This is a genomic window from Pseudomonas sp. TH43 (assembly GCF_016650635.1).
Lineage (GTDB): Bacteria > Pseudomonadota > Gammaproteobacteria > Pseudomonadales > Pseudomonadaceae > Aquipseudomonas.
This window is the reverse complement of record NZ_JAEKFI010000003.1, coordinates 1,250,795-1,266,810: the sequence shown is the minus strand read 5'-3', so window position 1 is coordinate 1,266,810 and position 16,016 is coordinate 1,250,795. Positions and strand designations below refer to the sequence as shown.

The following is a 16,016-nucleotide window of genomic DNA, read 5'->3' as shown; positions in this document are numbered from 1 at the left end:
ATGAGTAAATTCTGGAGCCCGTTCGTCAAGGATCTGGTGCCATACGTGCCGGGCGAACAGCCAAAGCTGACCAAGCTGGTCAAGCTCAACACCAATGAAAACCCGTACGGCCCGTCGCCGAAAGCGCTCGCGGCGATGCAGACCGAGCTCAACGACAACCTGCGTCTGTACCCGGATCCGAACAGTGACCTGCTGAAAAACGCGGTCGCCCGGTATTACGGTGTGCAGAGCAATCAGGTATTCCTCGGCAACGGTTCGGACGAAGTGCTCGCGCATATTTTCCACGGTTTGCTGCAACACGATCAGCCGCTGTTGTTCCCGGACATCAGCTACAGCTTTTATCCGGTTTACTGCGGGTTGTACGGCATCACGTTCGATGCGGTGCCGCTGGACGCACAGTTCCAGATCAATCCGGCCGACTACGCCAAGCCGAACGGTGGGATCATTTTCCCTAACCCGAACGCGCCGACCGGTTGCCTGCTGGCGCTGGACGCGGTTGAGCAAATTCTCAAAGCCAACCCGGATTCGGTGGTGGTTGTGGATGAGGCGTACATCGACTTCGGCGGCGAGACCGCGATCAGTCTGGTGGATCATTATCCGAACTTGCTGGTGACGCAGACCTTGTCCAAGTCGCGCTCGCTGGCGGGCCTGCGGGTGGGTCTGGCGGTGGGGCATGCGGATCTGATCGAAGCGCTGGAGCGGATCAAGAACAGCTTCAACTCTTATCCACTGGATCGTCTGGCGAATGTCGGTGCTGCTGCGGCGTTTGAGGATCGCGAGTATTTCGACAAGACGTGCCGTCTGGTCATCGAGAGCCGTGAGTGGGTGATCGCGCAGTTGCAGGCCAAGGGTTTTGAAGTGCTGCCGTCGGCGGCGAACTTCATCTTCGCCCGGCATCCGCAGCATGATGCGGCGGGGCTGGCGGCTAAATTGCGCGAGCAGGGCGTGATTGTGCGGCACTTCAAGCAGGAGCGGATTGCGCAGTTCCTGCGGATTTCGGTGGGTACGCCGGAGCAGAATCAGGCGCTGATCGACGGCCTCGGCGAGCTCTAAAGGCAAGAGCCCCTCACCCTAACCCTCTCCCAAAGGGAGAGGGGACTGATTGGGGGATGGTGTTGAATTGCACCGACGTGATCTTGCTTTGCCGAATCCATAATCGACACGGTTTTTCAGGTTGATGGATAGCCAGAGTCACCTCGGTCGGCTCCCTCTCCCAGCCAAAGGGAGAGGGGACTGATTGGGGATGCTGTTGAATTGCACCGACCTGACCTTGCTTTGCCGAATCCATAATCGACATGGTTTTTCAGGTCGATGGATAGGCTGAGTCACCTCGGTCGGCTCCCTCTTTTAGCCAAAGGGAGAGGGGACTGATTGGGGGATGCTGTTGAATTGCACCGACCTGATCTTGCTTTGCCGAATCCATAATCGACATGGTTTTTCAGGTTGATGGATAGCCAGAGTCACCCCGGTCGGCTTCCTCTCCCAGCCAAAGGGAGAGGGGACTGAATGGGGAATGCTGTTGAATTGCACCGACCTGACCTTGCTTTGCCGAATCCATAATCGACACGGTTTTTCAGATCGATGGATAGCCTGAGTCACCTCGGTCGGCCCCCTCTCCCAGCCAAAGGGAGAGGGGACTGAATGGGGGATGCTGTTGAATTGCACCGACCTGATCTTGCTTTGTCGAATCCATAATCGACACGGTTTTTCAGGTCGAGATAGCCAGAGTCACCTCGGTCGGCTCCCTCTCCCAGCCAAAGGGAGAGGGGACTGAATGGGGGATGCTGTTGAATTGCACCGACGTGATCTTGCTTTGCCGAATCCATAATCGACACGGTTTTTCAGATCGATGGATAGCCTGAGTCACCTCGGTCGGCTCCCTCTCCCAGCCAAAGGGAGAGGGGACTGAATGGGGGATGCTGTTGAATTGCGCCGACCTGACCTTGCTTTGTCGAATCCATGATCGACTTGATCTTCCAGGTCGATGTACCCCGCTAGACAACTCGGTCGGCCCCCTCTCCCTCCGGGAGAGGGCTGGGGTGAGGGTCTGCTTTTATTCGTGATGCGGTTCGCCGAGGAATGTCAGTGAGGTGAACAGGCCGCGACTGTTGACATCAGGGCTGTCCTTCACCGGCACTTCAACCTGCGCGGCAATTACATTCAAGCCTTCATTCCTCACCAGCACCTGCGCACGGCCATCCTTATCCGTCTCGGTGCTCAGGGTGTTCGGCGCGCTGCGGTAGTCACCAATCAACTTCACACCCGCCACCGGTTTGCCATCGAGCAACACTCGCACCGGCAATGAATTGCCCGGCCCCACGGTCAGTGGATCAACCTCCGGCACAATCAGCAGTTTGATCTGATCGAGCTTCGGCAACTTCGCCCCCGGCTGGTAAATCGCCAGGCTGTATTTGAACGTCTGCGTCGCCTCGATGGCGTCAGGCACTTTGCTGCGCCCTTCATTGATCCACTTCTTGTCCGCTGTTTGCGTCCACATGCCGTTGTTCAGGGCCACGGCCATCACCGCCGGTGTTTTCAGTGGTTTCAGGCGAGCGTGATCTGCCAGGCGTTCAACCGTGACCGGGATCATCTTGCCGCTGGCGTCATAAGCCCAGGCGCCGCTGATCTTCCGGGCCTTGAAGGCATTGTCTTCGGCTCCGTGGCCGTAGATCACTTCGATATTGCCGCGACGTTGTTCAGTCCACAGACCGTGGGCCGAGACCTGGCCGGCGAACAGTGCGGCGATGAGTACAAGGGTTTTGCCGTGTCGCATGGTGACGTCCTTTTACAGGTTGAGGGTCAGGCTGACAGTGAAGTTGCGCGGCTCGCCGGAGTTGACCCAGTAGTTGCTGTAGGAGCGCTCGTAATACTTTTCGTCGAAAAGGTTGTTCAGGTTCAGGCCGACGGTGACGTTGTCGCTGGCCTTGTAATGGGCCAGCAGGTCAACGGTGTGGTAGGCCGGCAATTCAAAATCGCTGCCGGATTCGCCAGAGCGGTCGCCGACATAAGTGAACGCTGCGCCGACGTCCGAGCCACGCAAAGGGCCATCCTGAAATTCATAAACACCGAGCAGGCTGCCGCTGCGTTTGGCCACGCCAAGAATGCGGCTGCCTTTTGGGATGACCGCGTCGCCCTCGGTCACTTCCGCGTCGATGTACGCGAATGCACCGATCACCCGCACCGCGTCAGTGACTTGTCCGGTCACTTGCAGATCGAAGCCCTGGCTGCGCGCTTTGCCCATCGCGCGGCTGGTATCAGTACCGGGGTCGAGGGCGAGGACGTTTTCCTTGTCGATGTGGAAGAAGGCGAGGGTGCTGCTCAGGCGCTCGTCGAACAACTCGTTCTTGATCCCGACTTCATAGCCGACGCCTTCTTCCGGATCGAAGGATTTGCCCGCGGCGTCGAGACCGTTGTTCGGTTTGAACGAGGTCGAGGCGTTGGCGAACAGCCCGGTATTGGGCGTCAGCTGATAAAGCAGACCGACGCGCTGGGTCAGGGCATCGTGGCTCTGGCGACTGTTGGCGTTACGGCTGTGATCGTCGATACGCTGGTCGAAATGCTCGAAGCGCGCGCCGATCATCCCGCGCAGTTTGTCGCTGAAGACGATTTGATCCTGCAGGTTCAGCGCGTGGCTTTCGACGTGTTCGAAGAGGTCCGTACCCGAACGCGCGCCGTTGGGTTTTGGCTGGCCGTAGATCGGGTTGTAGATGTCGATCGCGTAGGGGCCGCCAGCAATCGTGGTGACGCGTTCGTTCTTGCGGAAGTTTTCGTACTCGGTGCCGATCAGCAGTTCGTGTTGCCACGGGCCAAGGTCGAACAGACCGCGCAGTTCCAGCTGCGTGATGCTGTCGTGCCAGTTTGTGTCACGTTCGCGATAGCGGCGATTGACGGTGTGGCCGTCAGCGTTCAACGGGCGAGACTCGGAGGCATCACCCCAGAGTTTGCCTTCCTTGTAATGGCTGGCCAGACGCAGTTTCCAGCTGTCATTGAGGTGATGTTCGAGGGTCGCCTGCAACAGGTTGTTGTGGTTGTCGATGTTGCCGTCGTTGGGTTCGCCGAGGAAGGTCGAGCGTGAGACGCCGCTCGATTTATTGTTCGGCGCAACGATGCCACGGTCGAAAGTGGAGTTGTGGCGGACGATCTCACTTTCAACCAACAGCGACGTGTCCGGATTCAATTGCCAGCTGATTGAAGGTGCGACAAACACACGCTGGCTATCGACGTGATCGCGAAAGCTGTGGTTATCCTCGACCGCAAGGTTGATCCGCGAGAGCACATCGCCCTGATCATCCAGCGGCGTGTTGACGTCCAGTGCAGTGCGATAGCGATCCCAACTGCCGGCGCTGGTTTGCAGGGTGGTGAAGGCGTCGGGCTGTGGTTTCTTGGTGACGATGTTCACCGTACCGCCCGGATCGCCTCGACCATACAGGCTGGCCGCCGGGCCTTTGAGCACTTCGATGCGCTCGATGTTGGCGGCGTCGGGCGCGCTTGGGTAACCACGATTGGCGCTGAAGCCGTCCTTGTAGAACTCCGACGTGGTGAAGCCGCGCACGCTGTACTCGTAGAGGGTCAGGCCGCCGAAATTGTTTTGCTTCGACACACCGCCGGCAAAATCCAGCGCACGTTCGACGCTGGTGCTGCCTAGATCCTTGAGTACGCTGGCCGGTACAACGCTGATCGCTTGCGGGATATCGCGGATCGCGGTGTCGGTTTTGGTCGCGCTGGAGGAGCGCGTGGCGCGGTAGCCTTTGACCGGTCCGGTCGGCGATTCATAGTCGGAAGTGACGCTGATGGCGTCGAGTTCGAGGGGCTGCGGTTCTTCGGCGAAGACTGGATCGACCAGTAAACCAAGGCTCAGGCTCAGCAGGGAAGCCTTTGTTCGAGACGACATGTTATGTTGTTCCAATTCCTAGAATTGAAACAATATAACATGCCTTTTGAGAATGTCTTTTATTCGCGCGGTTCGCGCGAAAAAAGTTTTACTCTTCTTTTTCCTGCACCGGTGCCGGCGGTGGACGCAGGCCGATTTCAGCGGTGAGCTTCAGTTCTTTGCCGTTACGCATCACCTGAATAGTCACTTTGTCGGTCGGTTTGATCCGCGCCACCTGGTTCATCGAACGGCGACCATCACCCGCAGGTTCGCCATCGATGCTCAGAATCACGTCGCCCAATTGCAGGCCAGCCTTCTGCGCCGGGCCATCGCGGAAGATCCCCGCGACGACAATCCCCGGACGCCCGGACAAACCGAACGATTCGGCCAGTTCCTGGGTCAGCGGCTGTACTTCAATGCCCAGCCAGCCACGAATCACCTGACCATGCTCGATGATCGACTTCATCACCTCCATCGCCAGTTTCACCGGGATGGCGAAGCCAATACCCTGCGAACCGCCGGACTTGGAGAAGATCGCCGTGTTGATGCCGGTGAGGTTGCCGTTGGCGTCGACCAGCGCACCGCCGGAGTTGCCCGGATTGATCGCTGCGTCGGTCTGGATGAAATCTTCGTAGTTGTTCAGGCCCAACTGATTACGCCCGGTGGCACTGATAATGCCCATGGTCACGGTCTGACCGACACCGAACGGGTTGCCGATGGCCAGTGCGACATCACCGATGCGGATGTTGTCGGAGCGACCGACGGTAATCGCTGGCAGGGTTTTCAGGTCGATCTTCAGTACCGCGAGGTCGGTTTCCGGGTCGCTGCCAATCACCCGGGCGAGGGTTTCGCGACCGTCCTTCAAGGCCACGACGATCTGATCCGCACCACTGGTAACGTGGTTGTTGGTCAGGATGTAGCCTTCCGGGCTCATGATCACACCCGAACCAAGGCTCGATTCCATGCGTTTCTGCTTCGGCGAGTTATCACCGAAGAAACGCCGGAACTGCGGGTCTTCAAACAACGGGTGCGCTGGCTTGTTGATGACTTTGGTGGTGTAGAGGTTGACCACCGAAGGCGCCGCGATGGTCACCGCATCCGCATAGGACACCGGCCCCTGCTGGACGCTGGTGGTTTGCGGAGCCTGTTGCAGGTTGACGTCGAGGCTCGGCAGCCCGACCCACTGCGGGTAACGCTGAATAATCAACAGAGCGATAAGCACACCGGCCAACAGCGGCCAGCCCATAAAACGCAGCGCCTTGAACATTAAGCACGTCCTGGAAAAGTTGCAGGCGGGGTCAGACCGCCCATAATGTCGCGCATTATACGAGGCCGCGCGTGCCTCTGAACGGGATATTTAGGAGTCTTTCATGGCCGTCGCCCTCAGCACCCTCGTCGAAGAAGCGGACCGTTACCTGGGCAGTGCAAAAATTGCCGATTATTGCCCCAATGGCTTGCAGGTCGAGGGCCGGCCGCAGGTGATGCGCATCGTCAGTGGTGTCACTGCCAGTCAGGCGTTGCTGGACGCTGCCGTCGCAGCCGAGGCCGATCTGGTGCTGGTGCACCATGGTTATTTCTGGAAAGGCGAAAACCCGTGCATCACCGGCATGAAGCAGCGTCGCCTGAAGACCTTGCTCAAGCACGACATCAGTCTGCTCGCCTATCACTTGCCGCTGGATCTGCACCCGGACGTCGGCAATAACGTGCAACTGGCGCGTCAGTTGGACATCACCGTCGAAGGCCCGCTGGACCCCGATAACCTGAAAATCGTCGGCTTGGTCGGCTCGTTGAAGGAGCCGATGACCGCGCGCGACTTTGCCCGCAAGGTGCAGGAAGTCATGGGCCGTGAGCCGCTGTTGATCGAAGGCAGGCCGATGATCCGCCGGGTTGGCTGGTGCACCGGTGGCGGCCAGGGGTATATCGACTATGGCGTTTCGGCGGGTGTCGACCTGTTCCTCAGCGGCGAGGCCTCCGAGCAGACCTTTCACAGCGCCCGCGAAAACGACATCAGCTTCATCGCCGCCGGCCACCACGCCACCGAGCGCTATGGCGTGCAGGCACTGGGCGACTACCTGGCGAAGCGCTTTGCCGTTGAACACATCTTCATCGACTGCCCGAACCCGATCTGATTCCACCACAAATCCCTGTGGGAGCGAGCCTGCTCGCGAAGGCGTCAAACCTTCAATACAAAGGTGTCCGGCACACCGCTTTCGTGAGCAGGCTCGCTCCCACAAGGGCACTGCTCGGCAGAACTGGCAGGCATATTCATATGCCCTTTCGTTCTAGCTTGCGTCCTGATTAGAAGAAGGCCGCTGTGCTAGGATTCCCCGCTCGAACACGGCCCGCTGGCCGTTCATAAGAAAGTTTTCGTGAGTAGCCATGGTCGACAAACTGACGCATCTGAAACAGCTGGAGGCGGAAAGCATCCACATCATCCGCGAGGTGGCCGCCGAGTTCGATAACCCGGTGATGCTGTACTCCATCGGTAAAGACTCCGCCGTGATGCTGCATCTGGCACGCAAGGCGTTCTTCCCGGGCAAGCTGCCGTTTCCGGTGATGCACGTCGACACCCGCTGGAAGTTCCAGGAAATGTACAAGTTCCGCGACAAGATGGTCGAAGAGCTGGGCCTGGACTTGATCACCCACATCAACCCCGATGGCGTGGCGCAGAACATCAACCCGTTCACCCACGGCAGCGCCAAGCACACCGACATCATGAAAACCGAGGGCCTCAAGCAGGCACTCGACAAGCATGGTTTCGACGCAGCATTCGGCGGTGCCCGTCGCGATGAAGAGAAATCCCGCGCCAAAGAGCGTGTGTACTCGTTCCGCGACAGCAAGCACCGCTGGGATCCGAAAAACCAGCGTCCAGAGCTGTGGAACGTCTACAACGGCAAGGTCAACAAGGGCGAATCCATTCGTGTGTTCCCGTTGTCGAACTGGACCGAACTGGATATCTGGCAGTACATCTACCTCGAAGGCATCCCGATTGTGCCGCTGTACTTCGCCGCCGAACGCGAAGTGATCGAGAAGAACGGTACGCTGATCATGATCGACGACGAGCGCATCCTCGAACACCTGTCCGACGAAGACAAAGCGCGCATCGTCAAAAAGAAAGTGCGTTTCCGTACCCTTGGCTGCTACCCGTTGACGGGCGCCGTGGAGTCCGAGGCCGAAAGCCTCACGGACATCATTCAAGAAATGCTCCTGACGCGAACTTCCGAGCGCCAGGGCCGTGTCATCGACCACGATGGCGCCGGCTCGATGGAAGATAAAAAACGTCAAGGCTATTTCTAAGGGGCTGTCATGTCGCATGTATCTGATTTGATCAGCGAGGACATCCTCGCCTACCTGGGCCAGCACGAACGTAAAGAGCTGCTGCGCTTTTTGACCTGCGGTAACGTCGATGACGGCAAGAGCACCCTGATCGGGCGCCTTCTGCACGACTCGAAAATGATCTACGAAGATCACCTCGAAGCGATCACCCGCGATTCGAAGAAAGTCGGCACCACCGGTGACGACATCGACCTGGCATTGCTGGTCGACGGCTTGCAGGCCGAGCGTGAGCAGGGCATCACCATCGATGTCGCTTACCGCTATTTCTCCACCGCCAAACGCAAATTCATCATCGCCGACACCCCCGGCCATGAGCAATACACCCGCAACATGGCCACCGGTGCATCCACCTGTGACCTGGCGATCATCCTGGTCGATGCGCGTTACGGCGTGCAGACCCAGACCCGTCGCCACAGCTTCATTGCATCCCTGCTGGGGATCAAACACATCGTCGTCGCCATCAACAAGATGGACTTGAAGGACTTCGATGAAGGTGTGTTCGAGTCGATCAAAGCCGACTACCTGAAGTTTGCCGAAGGCTTGAAGATGAAGCCGACCAGCATGCACTTCGTGCCGATGTCTGCCCTTAAAGGCGACAACGTGGTGAACAAGTCAGAGCGTTCGCCTTGGTACAAAGGCCAGTCGCTGATGGAAATTCTCGAGACCGTGGAAGTCGCGGGCGACCGCAACTTCACCGATCTGCGTTTCCCGGTGCAGTACGTCAACCGTCCGAACCTGAACTTCCGCGGTTTCGCCGGCACGCTGGCCAGCGGCATCGTCAAGAAAGGCGACGAAGTGGTTGTGCTGCCATCGGGCAAGAGCAGCCGCGTGAAATCCATCGTCACCTTCGAAGGTGAACTGGAGCATGCAGGCCCAGGTCAGGCCGTGACGCTGACCATGGAAGATGAAATCGACATCTCCCGTGGCGACCTGTTGGTGCACGCCGACAACGTGCCGCCGGTCACCGACAGCTTCGAAGCGATGCTGGTGTGGATGGCTGAAGAGCCGATGTTGCCGGGCAAGAAATACGACATCAAACGCGCCACCAGTTACGTGCCGGGCTCGATCGCCAGCATCGTCAACAAGGTCGACGTGAACACCCTCGAAGAAGGCCCGGCGAGCGCGTTGCAGCTCAACGAAATCGGCAAGGTGAAGATCGCACTCGACGCGCCGATCGCGCTCGACGGTTACGAAAGCAACCGCACCACCGGCGCGTTCATCATCATCGACCGTTTGACCAACGGCACCGTTGGCGCCGGCATGATCGTCGCGCAGCCAGTGACGCATGGCACCGCCACGCATCACGGCAAACTGGCGCATGTTGCCACTGAAGAGCGTGCTCAGCGCTTCGGCCAGCAACCGGCCACCGTGCTGTTCAGCGGCCTCTCGGGCGCGGGCAAGAGCACGCTGGCTTATGCGGTCGAGCGCAAGCTGTTCGACATGGGCCGTGCGGTGTTTGTCCTGGATGGCCAGAATCTGCGTCACGACCTCAACAAAGGTCTGCCGCAGGATCGCGCCGGTCGCACCGAGAACTGGCGCCGTGCCGCGCACGTGGCGCGTCAGTTCAACGAAGCCGGTCTGCTGACCCTGGCCGCATTCGTGGCACCTAGCGCCGAAGGGCGTGAACAGGCCAAGGAACTGATCGGCAAGGATCGTCTGTTGACGGTCTACGTTCAGGCCTCCCCAGCCGTGTGCGCCGAGCGTGATCCGCAAGGTCTGTATGCCGCCGGTGGCGACAACATCCCGGGTGAATCCTTCCCGTACGACGTGCCGCTGAACGCCGATCTGGTGATCGACACGCAGACACTGAGTCTGGAAGAAAGCGTCAAGCAAGTGCTGGATCTGTTGCGTAAACGCGGCGCGATCTAAGCGTTAGCAATAAGTAAAAAGCCCGCCGATGAGCAATCATCGGCGGGCTTTTTTGTGAGCTTGAGATCGCTTTCGCGGGCAAGCCTTGCTCCTACAGGAGGTACACCTCATAACATTGCAGGAGCAAGGCTTGCCCGCAAAGAGGCCATCACAGGCAATCGATTATTGGGTAGGGTATTCGCGGTGCATCTGCTCCAGCAGCGCATCCTTGTCCAGCCACAGCTGATTGATCCAGCCCTGGAACTGCAGGCGATATTCGCCGTCCTGGTCGTAGTTTTTGCCAATGAATTGCTGCGGGATCTTCAGTTCTTCAAAGTGCACCACCACATCCCGCACATTGCCGCACAACAAGTCCCAGAAGCCTGGGCGGCCGCCCGGATAATGAATCGTCACGTTAACGATCGACTCCAACTGTTCGCCCATCGCATCCAGCACAAACGCAATGCCGCCAGCCTTGGGCTTGAGCAGGTATTTGAACGGTGATTGCTGCTGCGCGTGCTTGCCTTCAGTGAAGCGCGTGCCTTCGACGAAGTTGAATATGCCCACCGGGTTGTTGCGAAACTTCGCGCAGGTCTTGCGCGTGGTTTCCAGGTCTTTGCCTTTCTTTTCCGGGTGCTTGGCCAGGTAAGCCTTGGAGTAGCGCTTCATGAACGGAAAGCCCAGTGCCCACCACGCCAGGCCGATCACCGGCACCCAGATCAGCTCTTGCTTGAGGAAAAACTTCAGCGGCTGAATGCGACGGTTGAGCACGTATTGCAGCACCAGAATATCGACCCAGCTCTGATGGTTGCTGGTGATCAGGTATGAGTGCTGGTAGTCGAGCCCTTGCAGGCCGCTGAGGTGCCAGCGCGTGCGGCGCACCAGGTTCATCCAGCCCTTGTTGTTGCTGATCCACGCTTCATGAGTGTGGCTCATCAGCCAGCCGGCGATGCGCTGGGTGAAGGCGAACGGCAAGGCCTTGACCAGTGCGACGCAGAACAGAAACGAGCAGAGCAGAATCGTATTGAGCGCCAACAACAGTGAGGCGATCACGCCGCGCAGCGGTGCAGGTAGAAAATCCAGCATTTACACATCCATAGGTCGGTTGGCGGCTTGAATCGCAGTGAGGGCGATGGTGTAGACGATGTCATCGACTTGCGCGCCGCGCGGCAAATCATTCACCGGTTTGCGCAGGCCCTGCAGCATCGGGCCGAGGCTGACGCAATCGGCGCTGCGCTGTACGGCTTTGTGGGTGGTGTTGCCGGTGTTCAGGTCGGGGAACACGAACACGGTGGCGCGACCGGCCACCTGGCTGTTCGGCGCCAGTTGCCGGGCAACGTCCGTGTTGGCGGCAGCGTCGTATTGCAGCGGGCCGTCGATCAGCAGCGAGTGCTGTTGTTCGTGGGCGAGCAGGGTGGCTTCGCGGACCTTCTCGACTTCTTCGCCCGTGGCCGATTCGCCGCTGGAATAGCTGATCATTGCCACGCGCGGAGTGATGCCGAACGCTGCGGCCGAGTCGGCGCTTTGCAGGGCAATCTCGGCCAGTTCGGCGGCGCTTGGGTGTGGGTTCATCACGCAGTCACCGTAAACCAGCACCTCCTCGGGGAACAGCATGAAGAATACGGATGACACCAGCGTGCAGCCCGGCGCCGTTTTAATCAGTTGCAAGGCCGGGCGGATGGTATTGGCGGTGGTGTTGATGACGCCGGAAACCAGGCCGTCGACTTCATCCAGTGCGAGCATCATGGTGCCGATCACCACGGTGTCTTCCAGTTGCTGCTCGGCCATCGGTGCGTTGAGGCTTTTAGTCTTGCGCAGCGCAACCATCGGCTCGACGTAGCGTTCGCGGATCAAGTCCGGATCGAGAATCTCCAGGCCCGGCGGCAGCACGATGCCTTGCGCACGAGCCACGGCTTCGACGTCTTCCGGTTTGGCCAGCAATACGCAACGGGCAATCCCGCGCTCCTGGCAGATCGCCGCTGCTTGCACGGTGAACGGCTCGCTGCCTTCTGGCAGGACAATGCGCTTGTTCGCCGCTTGCGCGCGTTGGATCAACTGATAGCGGAACACGGCGGGCGACAGGCGCATTTCTCGCGGCGTGCCGCAACGCTGGTGCAGCCAGTTGGCGTCGAGATGGCTGGCGACGAAATCGGTGATGATCTCCGCGCGCTCGCGGTCATCGATCGGGATTTCCTTGTTCAAGCCGTTGAGCAGGTTGGCAGTGTCGTAAGAGCCGGTGCTCACCGACAACACCGGCAAACCGGCCTGCAAGGCGCCACGGCACAGATCCATGATGCGCGGGTCGGGCAGGGTATCGCTGGTCAACAACAGGCCGGCCAGCGGCACGCCGTTGATCGCTGCGAGACTGACCGCGAGGATGATGTCGTCGCGATCGCCGGGCGTCACCACCAACACGCCGGGCTTGAGCAACTCGACGGTGTTGCGCATGGTGCGCGCGCAAATGATGATTTTGGTCATCCGGCGAGTTTCGTAGTCGCCGGCGTTGAGCACTTGCGCGCCCATCAGGTCGGCAACGTCGCGGGTGCGCGGCGCATTGAGTTCCGGCTGGAACGGGATGCAGCCGAGCAGGCGGAAATCACCGCTGCGCAGGAGCGGCGAATGTTCTTTAAGGCGCGCGGCGAAGGCCTCCATGCTTTCGTCGGTCTTGACCTTGTTGAGGATCACGCCGAGGACTTTCGGGTCTTTCGGGCCGCCAAACAACTGCGCCTGCAATTCGACGCGGCCGGACAATTCGGCGAGCACTTCGTTTTCCGGGGCCGAGACCAGAATGACTTCCGCATCCAGACTTTTGGCCAAATGCAGATTGACCCGCGCGGCATAGCTGGCGCTCCGGGTCGGCACCATGCCTTCAACGACCAGCACGTCTTTGCCGACGGCCGCTTGCTGATACAGGGCGATGATTTCTTCGAGCAACTCATCGAGCTGACCGTCGCCGAGCATCCGCTCAACGTGGGCCAGACCCAGCGGCTGCGGCGGTTTCAGACCGTGAGTACGCGCCACCAGTTCGGTCGAGCGCTCAGGGCCGGTGTCGCCCGGATGCGGCTGGGCAATCGGCTTGAAGAAACCGACTTTCAGCCCGGCGCGCTCCAGCGTGCGTACCAGCCCGAGGCTGATGGAGGTCAGACCCACGCCAAAATCGGTGGGTGCGATAAAAAAAGTTTGCATGCGAATTCTCTAAGGGTGCATGGCAATGGCTGCCGTCTATAGCTGACGATCTGCCGAAATTCAGTCGCCAAGGTTAGCGCTAACCGAGCCTTGTGCGCACCAACCGCAGGCAAAGGGTTGGCCTATTTTTTCAATACGTTGCGCCGGGTCAAGGACCCAGGCGCGCGATTGCCAGGGCGGCTGGTGACGCAGGTGTTGGGTGTGGCCACAGGAAAGCTCGGCCACCCAATGGCCGTCTGCATCCTGATGGAAGCCGCTAATCGTCGAAACCCGTTTGTCCGGGTTGTGTTCGCTTTCGAGCGATTGCTTCGCTAAACTTGGCCTTTCTATATTCTTATGCAAAAGGTCTCGCCCCATGCTGATCGCCGCCAATAAGGCTGTCTCCATCGACTATACCCTGACCAACGACGCTGGTGAGGTCATCGACAGCTCCGCCGGCGGCGCTCCGCTGGTCTACCTGCAAGGCGCAGGCAACATCATCCCGGGCCTGGAAAAAGCTCTGGATGGCAAAGCTGTTGGTGACGAGCTGGAAGTCTCCGTTGAACCGGAAGACGCTTACGGCGAATACGCCGCTGAACTGGTCAGCACCCTGAGCCGCAGCATGTTCGAAGGCGTTGACGAGCTGGAAGTCGGCATGCAGTTCCACGCTTCGGCGCCGGACGGCCAGATGCAGATCGTCACCATTCGTGACCTCGACGGCGACGACGTAACTGTCGACGGCAACCACCCACTGGCCGGTCAGCGTCTGAACTTCAAAGTGAAGATCGTTGACATCCGTGACGCCAGCCAGGAAGAAATCGCTCATGGCCACGTCCATGGCGAAGGTGGCCATCACCACTGATTTCTGCGCTAAGCTTTCGAGAACTGGAGAGGCGCCCGCGGGCGCCTTTTTAGTCCGCGGCTGTCCTTGGTGGCCTCGCCAAGTGGCTGTTTCGAGAAGAACATCGGAATCCTGGAGTTCGTCATGAGTGCTTTTCACGACCTTAAGTTGACAGCCCTGGATGGTCAGGAGCTACCGCTGGCGCCTTTCAAGGGCCAAGTCGTGCTGGTGGTCAACGTCGCCTCCAAATGCGGCTTGACGCCTCAGTACGCGGCGCTGGAAAACCTCTATCAGCAGTTCAAAGGCAAAGGTTTCAGTGTGCTGGGCCTGCCGTGCAACCAGTTCGCTGGTCAGGAACCTGGAAGCGAAAAGGAAATTCAGGATTTCTGCAGCCTCAACTATGGCGTGACGTTTCCGTTGTCGAGCAAGCTCGAAGTCAACGGTCACGAACGGCATCAGCTTTACCGTCTGCTGGCGGGCGAGGGCGCGGAGTTTCCCGGTGACATCACCTGGAATTTCGAGAAATTCCTGCTCGGCAAGGACGGCCGCGTGTTGGCGCGGTTTTCGCCGCGTACGGCGCCGGATGATCCGACTATTGTTCATGCGATTGAAAAAGCGCTGAGCTGATAAAGCAAGATCAAAAGATCGCAGCCTTCGGCAGCTCCTACAGGTGACCTCAAAACCCATGTAGGAGCTGCCGAAGGCTGCGATCTTTTGCTTTGCGTCTTCTAATCCTTAATCACCCAAATCAATAGTGCTGTTCAAGGGATTCTCGAATCAATATTATCGCCGTCATAAAGTCATTCCCTGTGGAGCCTTCCAATGCCGGTTCAAGCCTTGTTCAAACCGTTCCACCTCGGCGCCCTCGAACTGCCGACCCGTGTGGTCATGGCGCCGATGACTCGCTCTTTCTCCCCGGGTGGCGTGCCTGATTCGAAAGTCATCGAGTACTACCGTCGTCGTGCGGCGGCGGGTGTCGGCCTGATCATCACCGAAGGCACCACCGTCGGCCACATTGCCTCCAATGGCTACCCGAACGTGCCGCAATTCTTTGGTGACGCGCCCTTGGCCGGCTGGAAAAAAGTCGTCGACGCCGTTCATGCTGAAGGCGGCAAGATCGTTCCGCAGCTGTGGCACGTCGGCAGCGTGCGCCGCATCGGCACCGAACCGGACGCCAGCGTGCCGGCTTACGGCCCGACGGAAAAACTCAAGGATGGTCAGGTCGTGGTGCACGGCATGACCAAACAAGACATTCAGGAAGTCATCGCCGCGTTCGCTCAGGCCGCTAAAGATGCGCAAAGCATGGGTATGGATGGCGTGGAAATCCACGGCGCCCACGGTTACCTGGTCGACCAGTTCTTCTGGGAAGGCAGCAACCAGCGCACCGACGAATATGGTGGCAGCCTGGCCAACCGTTCGCGTTTCGCCATCGAACTGATCCAGGCGGTGCGTGCAGCGGTCGGCGAAGGTTTCCCGATCATCTTCCGTTTCTCGCAGTGGAAACAGCAGGATTACACCGCACGCCTGGTGCAAACCTCCGAAGCGCTGGGTGAGTTTCTCAAGCCGTTGTCTGACGCCGGCGTGGATATTTTCCACTGCTCGACGCGCCGCTTCTGGGAGCCTGAGTTCGACGGCTCCGACCTGAACCTGGCCGGCTGGACGCGCAAACTCACCGGCAAACCGACCATCACCGTCGGCAGTGTGGGTCTGGACGGCGAGTTTCTGCAGTTCATGGTCAATACCGACAAAGTCGCGCAACCGGCCAGTCTGGAAAACCTGCTGGAGCGTTTGAACAAAGAGGAATTCGATCTGGTGGCGGTGGGGCGTGCGCTGCTGGTTGATCCGGACTGGGCGCTGAAAGTCCGTGAAGGGCGTGAGCAGGACATTTTGCCGTTCAGCCGTGAGGCGTTGATGACGCTGGTTTAACCAGCGCCGCTTCTGACGCTATCGCTGGCA

Annotated in this window: 13 protein-coding genes; 7 read left to right on the top strand and 6 right to left on the bottom strand. The window is 59.2% G+C overall.

Annotation, left to right across the window (positions count from 1 at the left end; all coding sequences use genetic code 11):
* On the top strand, positions 1-1,053 hold the full coding sequence (gene hisC / locus JFT81_RS15385; protein ID WP_201227955.1) for a histidinol-phosphate transaminase: 1,053 nt from the start codon (positions 1-3) through the stop codon (positions 1,051-1,053).
* A 1,000-nt stretch (positions 1,054-2,053) separates the two neighbouring features.
* Here the strand turns inward: hisC and JFT81_RS15380 are convergent.
* The 3 genes from JFT81_RS15380 to algW all read right to left on the bottom strand — a co-directional run bounded on the left by JFT81_RS15380 (position 2,054) and on the right by algW (position 6,137).
* Entirely contained in the window at positions 2,054-2,773 is a 720-nt protein-coding gene (locus tag JFT81_RS15380) for a DUF4198 domain-containing protein (protein ID WP_201227954.1), read from the bottom strand.
* 12 nt (positions 2,774-2,785) lie between these two features.
* On the bottom strand, positions 2,786-4,891 hold the full coding sequence (locus tag JFT81_RS15375) for a TonB-dependent siderophore receptor (protein WP_201227953.1): 2,106 nt from the start codon (positions 4,889-4,891) through the stop codon (positions 2,786-2,788).
* Positions 4,892-4,979: 88 nt separating this feature from the next.
* Positions 4,980-6,137 (bottom strand): Do family serine endopeptidase AlgW, encoded by a 1,158-nt coding sequence (gene algW, locus JFT81_RS15370; protein WP_064119375.1) that lies wholly within the window; start codon positions 6,135-6,137, stop codon positions 4,980-4,982.
* Positions 6,138-6,240: 103 nt separating this feature from the next.
* On the opposite strand from algW, the gene JFT81_RS15365 reads away from it, so the two are divergent.
* The 3 genes from JFT81_RS15365 (at position 6,241) to cysN (ending at position 10,075) form a co-directional block, all read left to right on the top strand.
* Positions 6,241-6,999 (top strand): Nif3-like dinuclear metal center hexameric protein, encoded by a 759-nt coding sequence (locus JFT81_RS15365; protein ID WP_201227952.1) that lies wholly within the window; start codon positions 6,241-6,243, stop codon positions 6,997-6,999.
* Positions 7,000-7,249: 250 nt separating this feature from the next.
* Positions 7,250-8,167 (top strand): sulfate adenylyltransferase subunit CysD, encoded by a 918-nt coding sequence (gene cysD / locus JFT81_RS15360; protein WP_007912374.1) that lies wholly within the window; start codon positions 7,250-7,252, stop codon positions 8,165-8,167.
* A gap of 9 nt (positions 8,168-8,176) precedes the next feature.
* The gene (cysN, locus tag JFT81_RS15355) at positions 8,177-10,075 is read left to right on the top strand and encodes a sulfate adenylyltransferase subunit CysN (RefSeq protein ID WP_201227951.1); all 1,899 of its coding nucleotides are present in this window, start codon (positions 8,177-8,179) and stop codon (positions 10,073-10,075) included.
* A 162-nt stretch (positions 10,076-10,237) separates the two neighbouring features.
* Here cysN and JFT81_RS15350 read toward each other — a convergent pair whose 3' ends face one another.
* Genes JFT81_RS15350 through JFT81_RS15340 form a run of 3 tightly spaced genes read right to left on the bottom strand, consistent with a single transcriptional unit; the run spans position 10,238 to position 13,627 of the window.
* Complete coding sequence (locus JFT81_RS15350) at positions 10,238-11,140, bottom strand: acyltransferase (protein ID WP_201227950.1); 903 nt, start codon at positions 11,138-11,140, stop codon at positions 10,238-10,240.
* Positions 11,141-13,240, bottom strand: coding sequence for a phosphate acetyltransferase (pta, locus tag JFT81_RS15345; RefSeq protein WP_201227949.1), 2,100 nt, complete (start codon positions 13,238-13,240; stop codon positions 11,141-11,143).
* A gap of 60 nt (positions 13,241-13,300) precedes the next feature.
* A complete protein-coding gene (locus JFT81_RS15340; RefSeq protein WP_201227948.1) occupies positions 13,301-13,627 on the bottom strand; it encodes a DUF3565 domain-containing protein in 327 nt (108 codons plus the stop codon).
* Between JFT81_RS15340 and JFT81_RS15335 the strand changes: the two genes are divergently transcribed.
* The 3 genes from JFT81_RS15335 (at position 13,596) to JFT81_RS15325 (ending at position 15,986) form a co-directional block, all read left to right on the top strand.
* Entirely contained in the window at positions 13,596-14,081 is a 486-nt protein-coding gene (locus JFT81_RS15335; protein WP_008085027.1) for a peptidylprolyl isomerase, read from the top strand. The two genes, JFT81_RS15340 and JFT81_RS15335, sit on opposite strands and share 32 nt — an antisense overlap.
* 123 nt (positions 14,082-14,204) lie before the next feature.
* Complete coding sequence (locus JFT81_RS15330) at positions 14,205-14,687, top strand: glutathione peroxidase (RefSeq protein WP_064387988.1); 483 nt, start codon at positions 14,205-14,207, stop codon at positions 14,685-14,687.
* A 195-nt stretch (positions 14,688-14,882) separates the two neighbouring features.
* Positions 14,883-15,986, top strand: coding sequence for an NADH:flavin oxidoreductase (locus JFT81_RS15325; protein WP_201227947.1), 1,104 nt, complete (start codon positions 14,883-14,885; stop codon positions 15,984-15,986).
* Positions 15,987-16,016 lie beyond the last annotated feature (30 nt).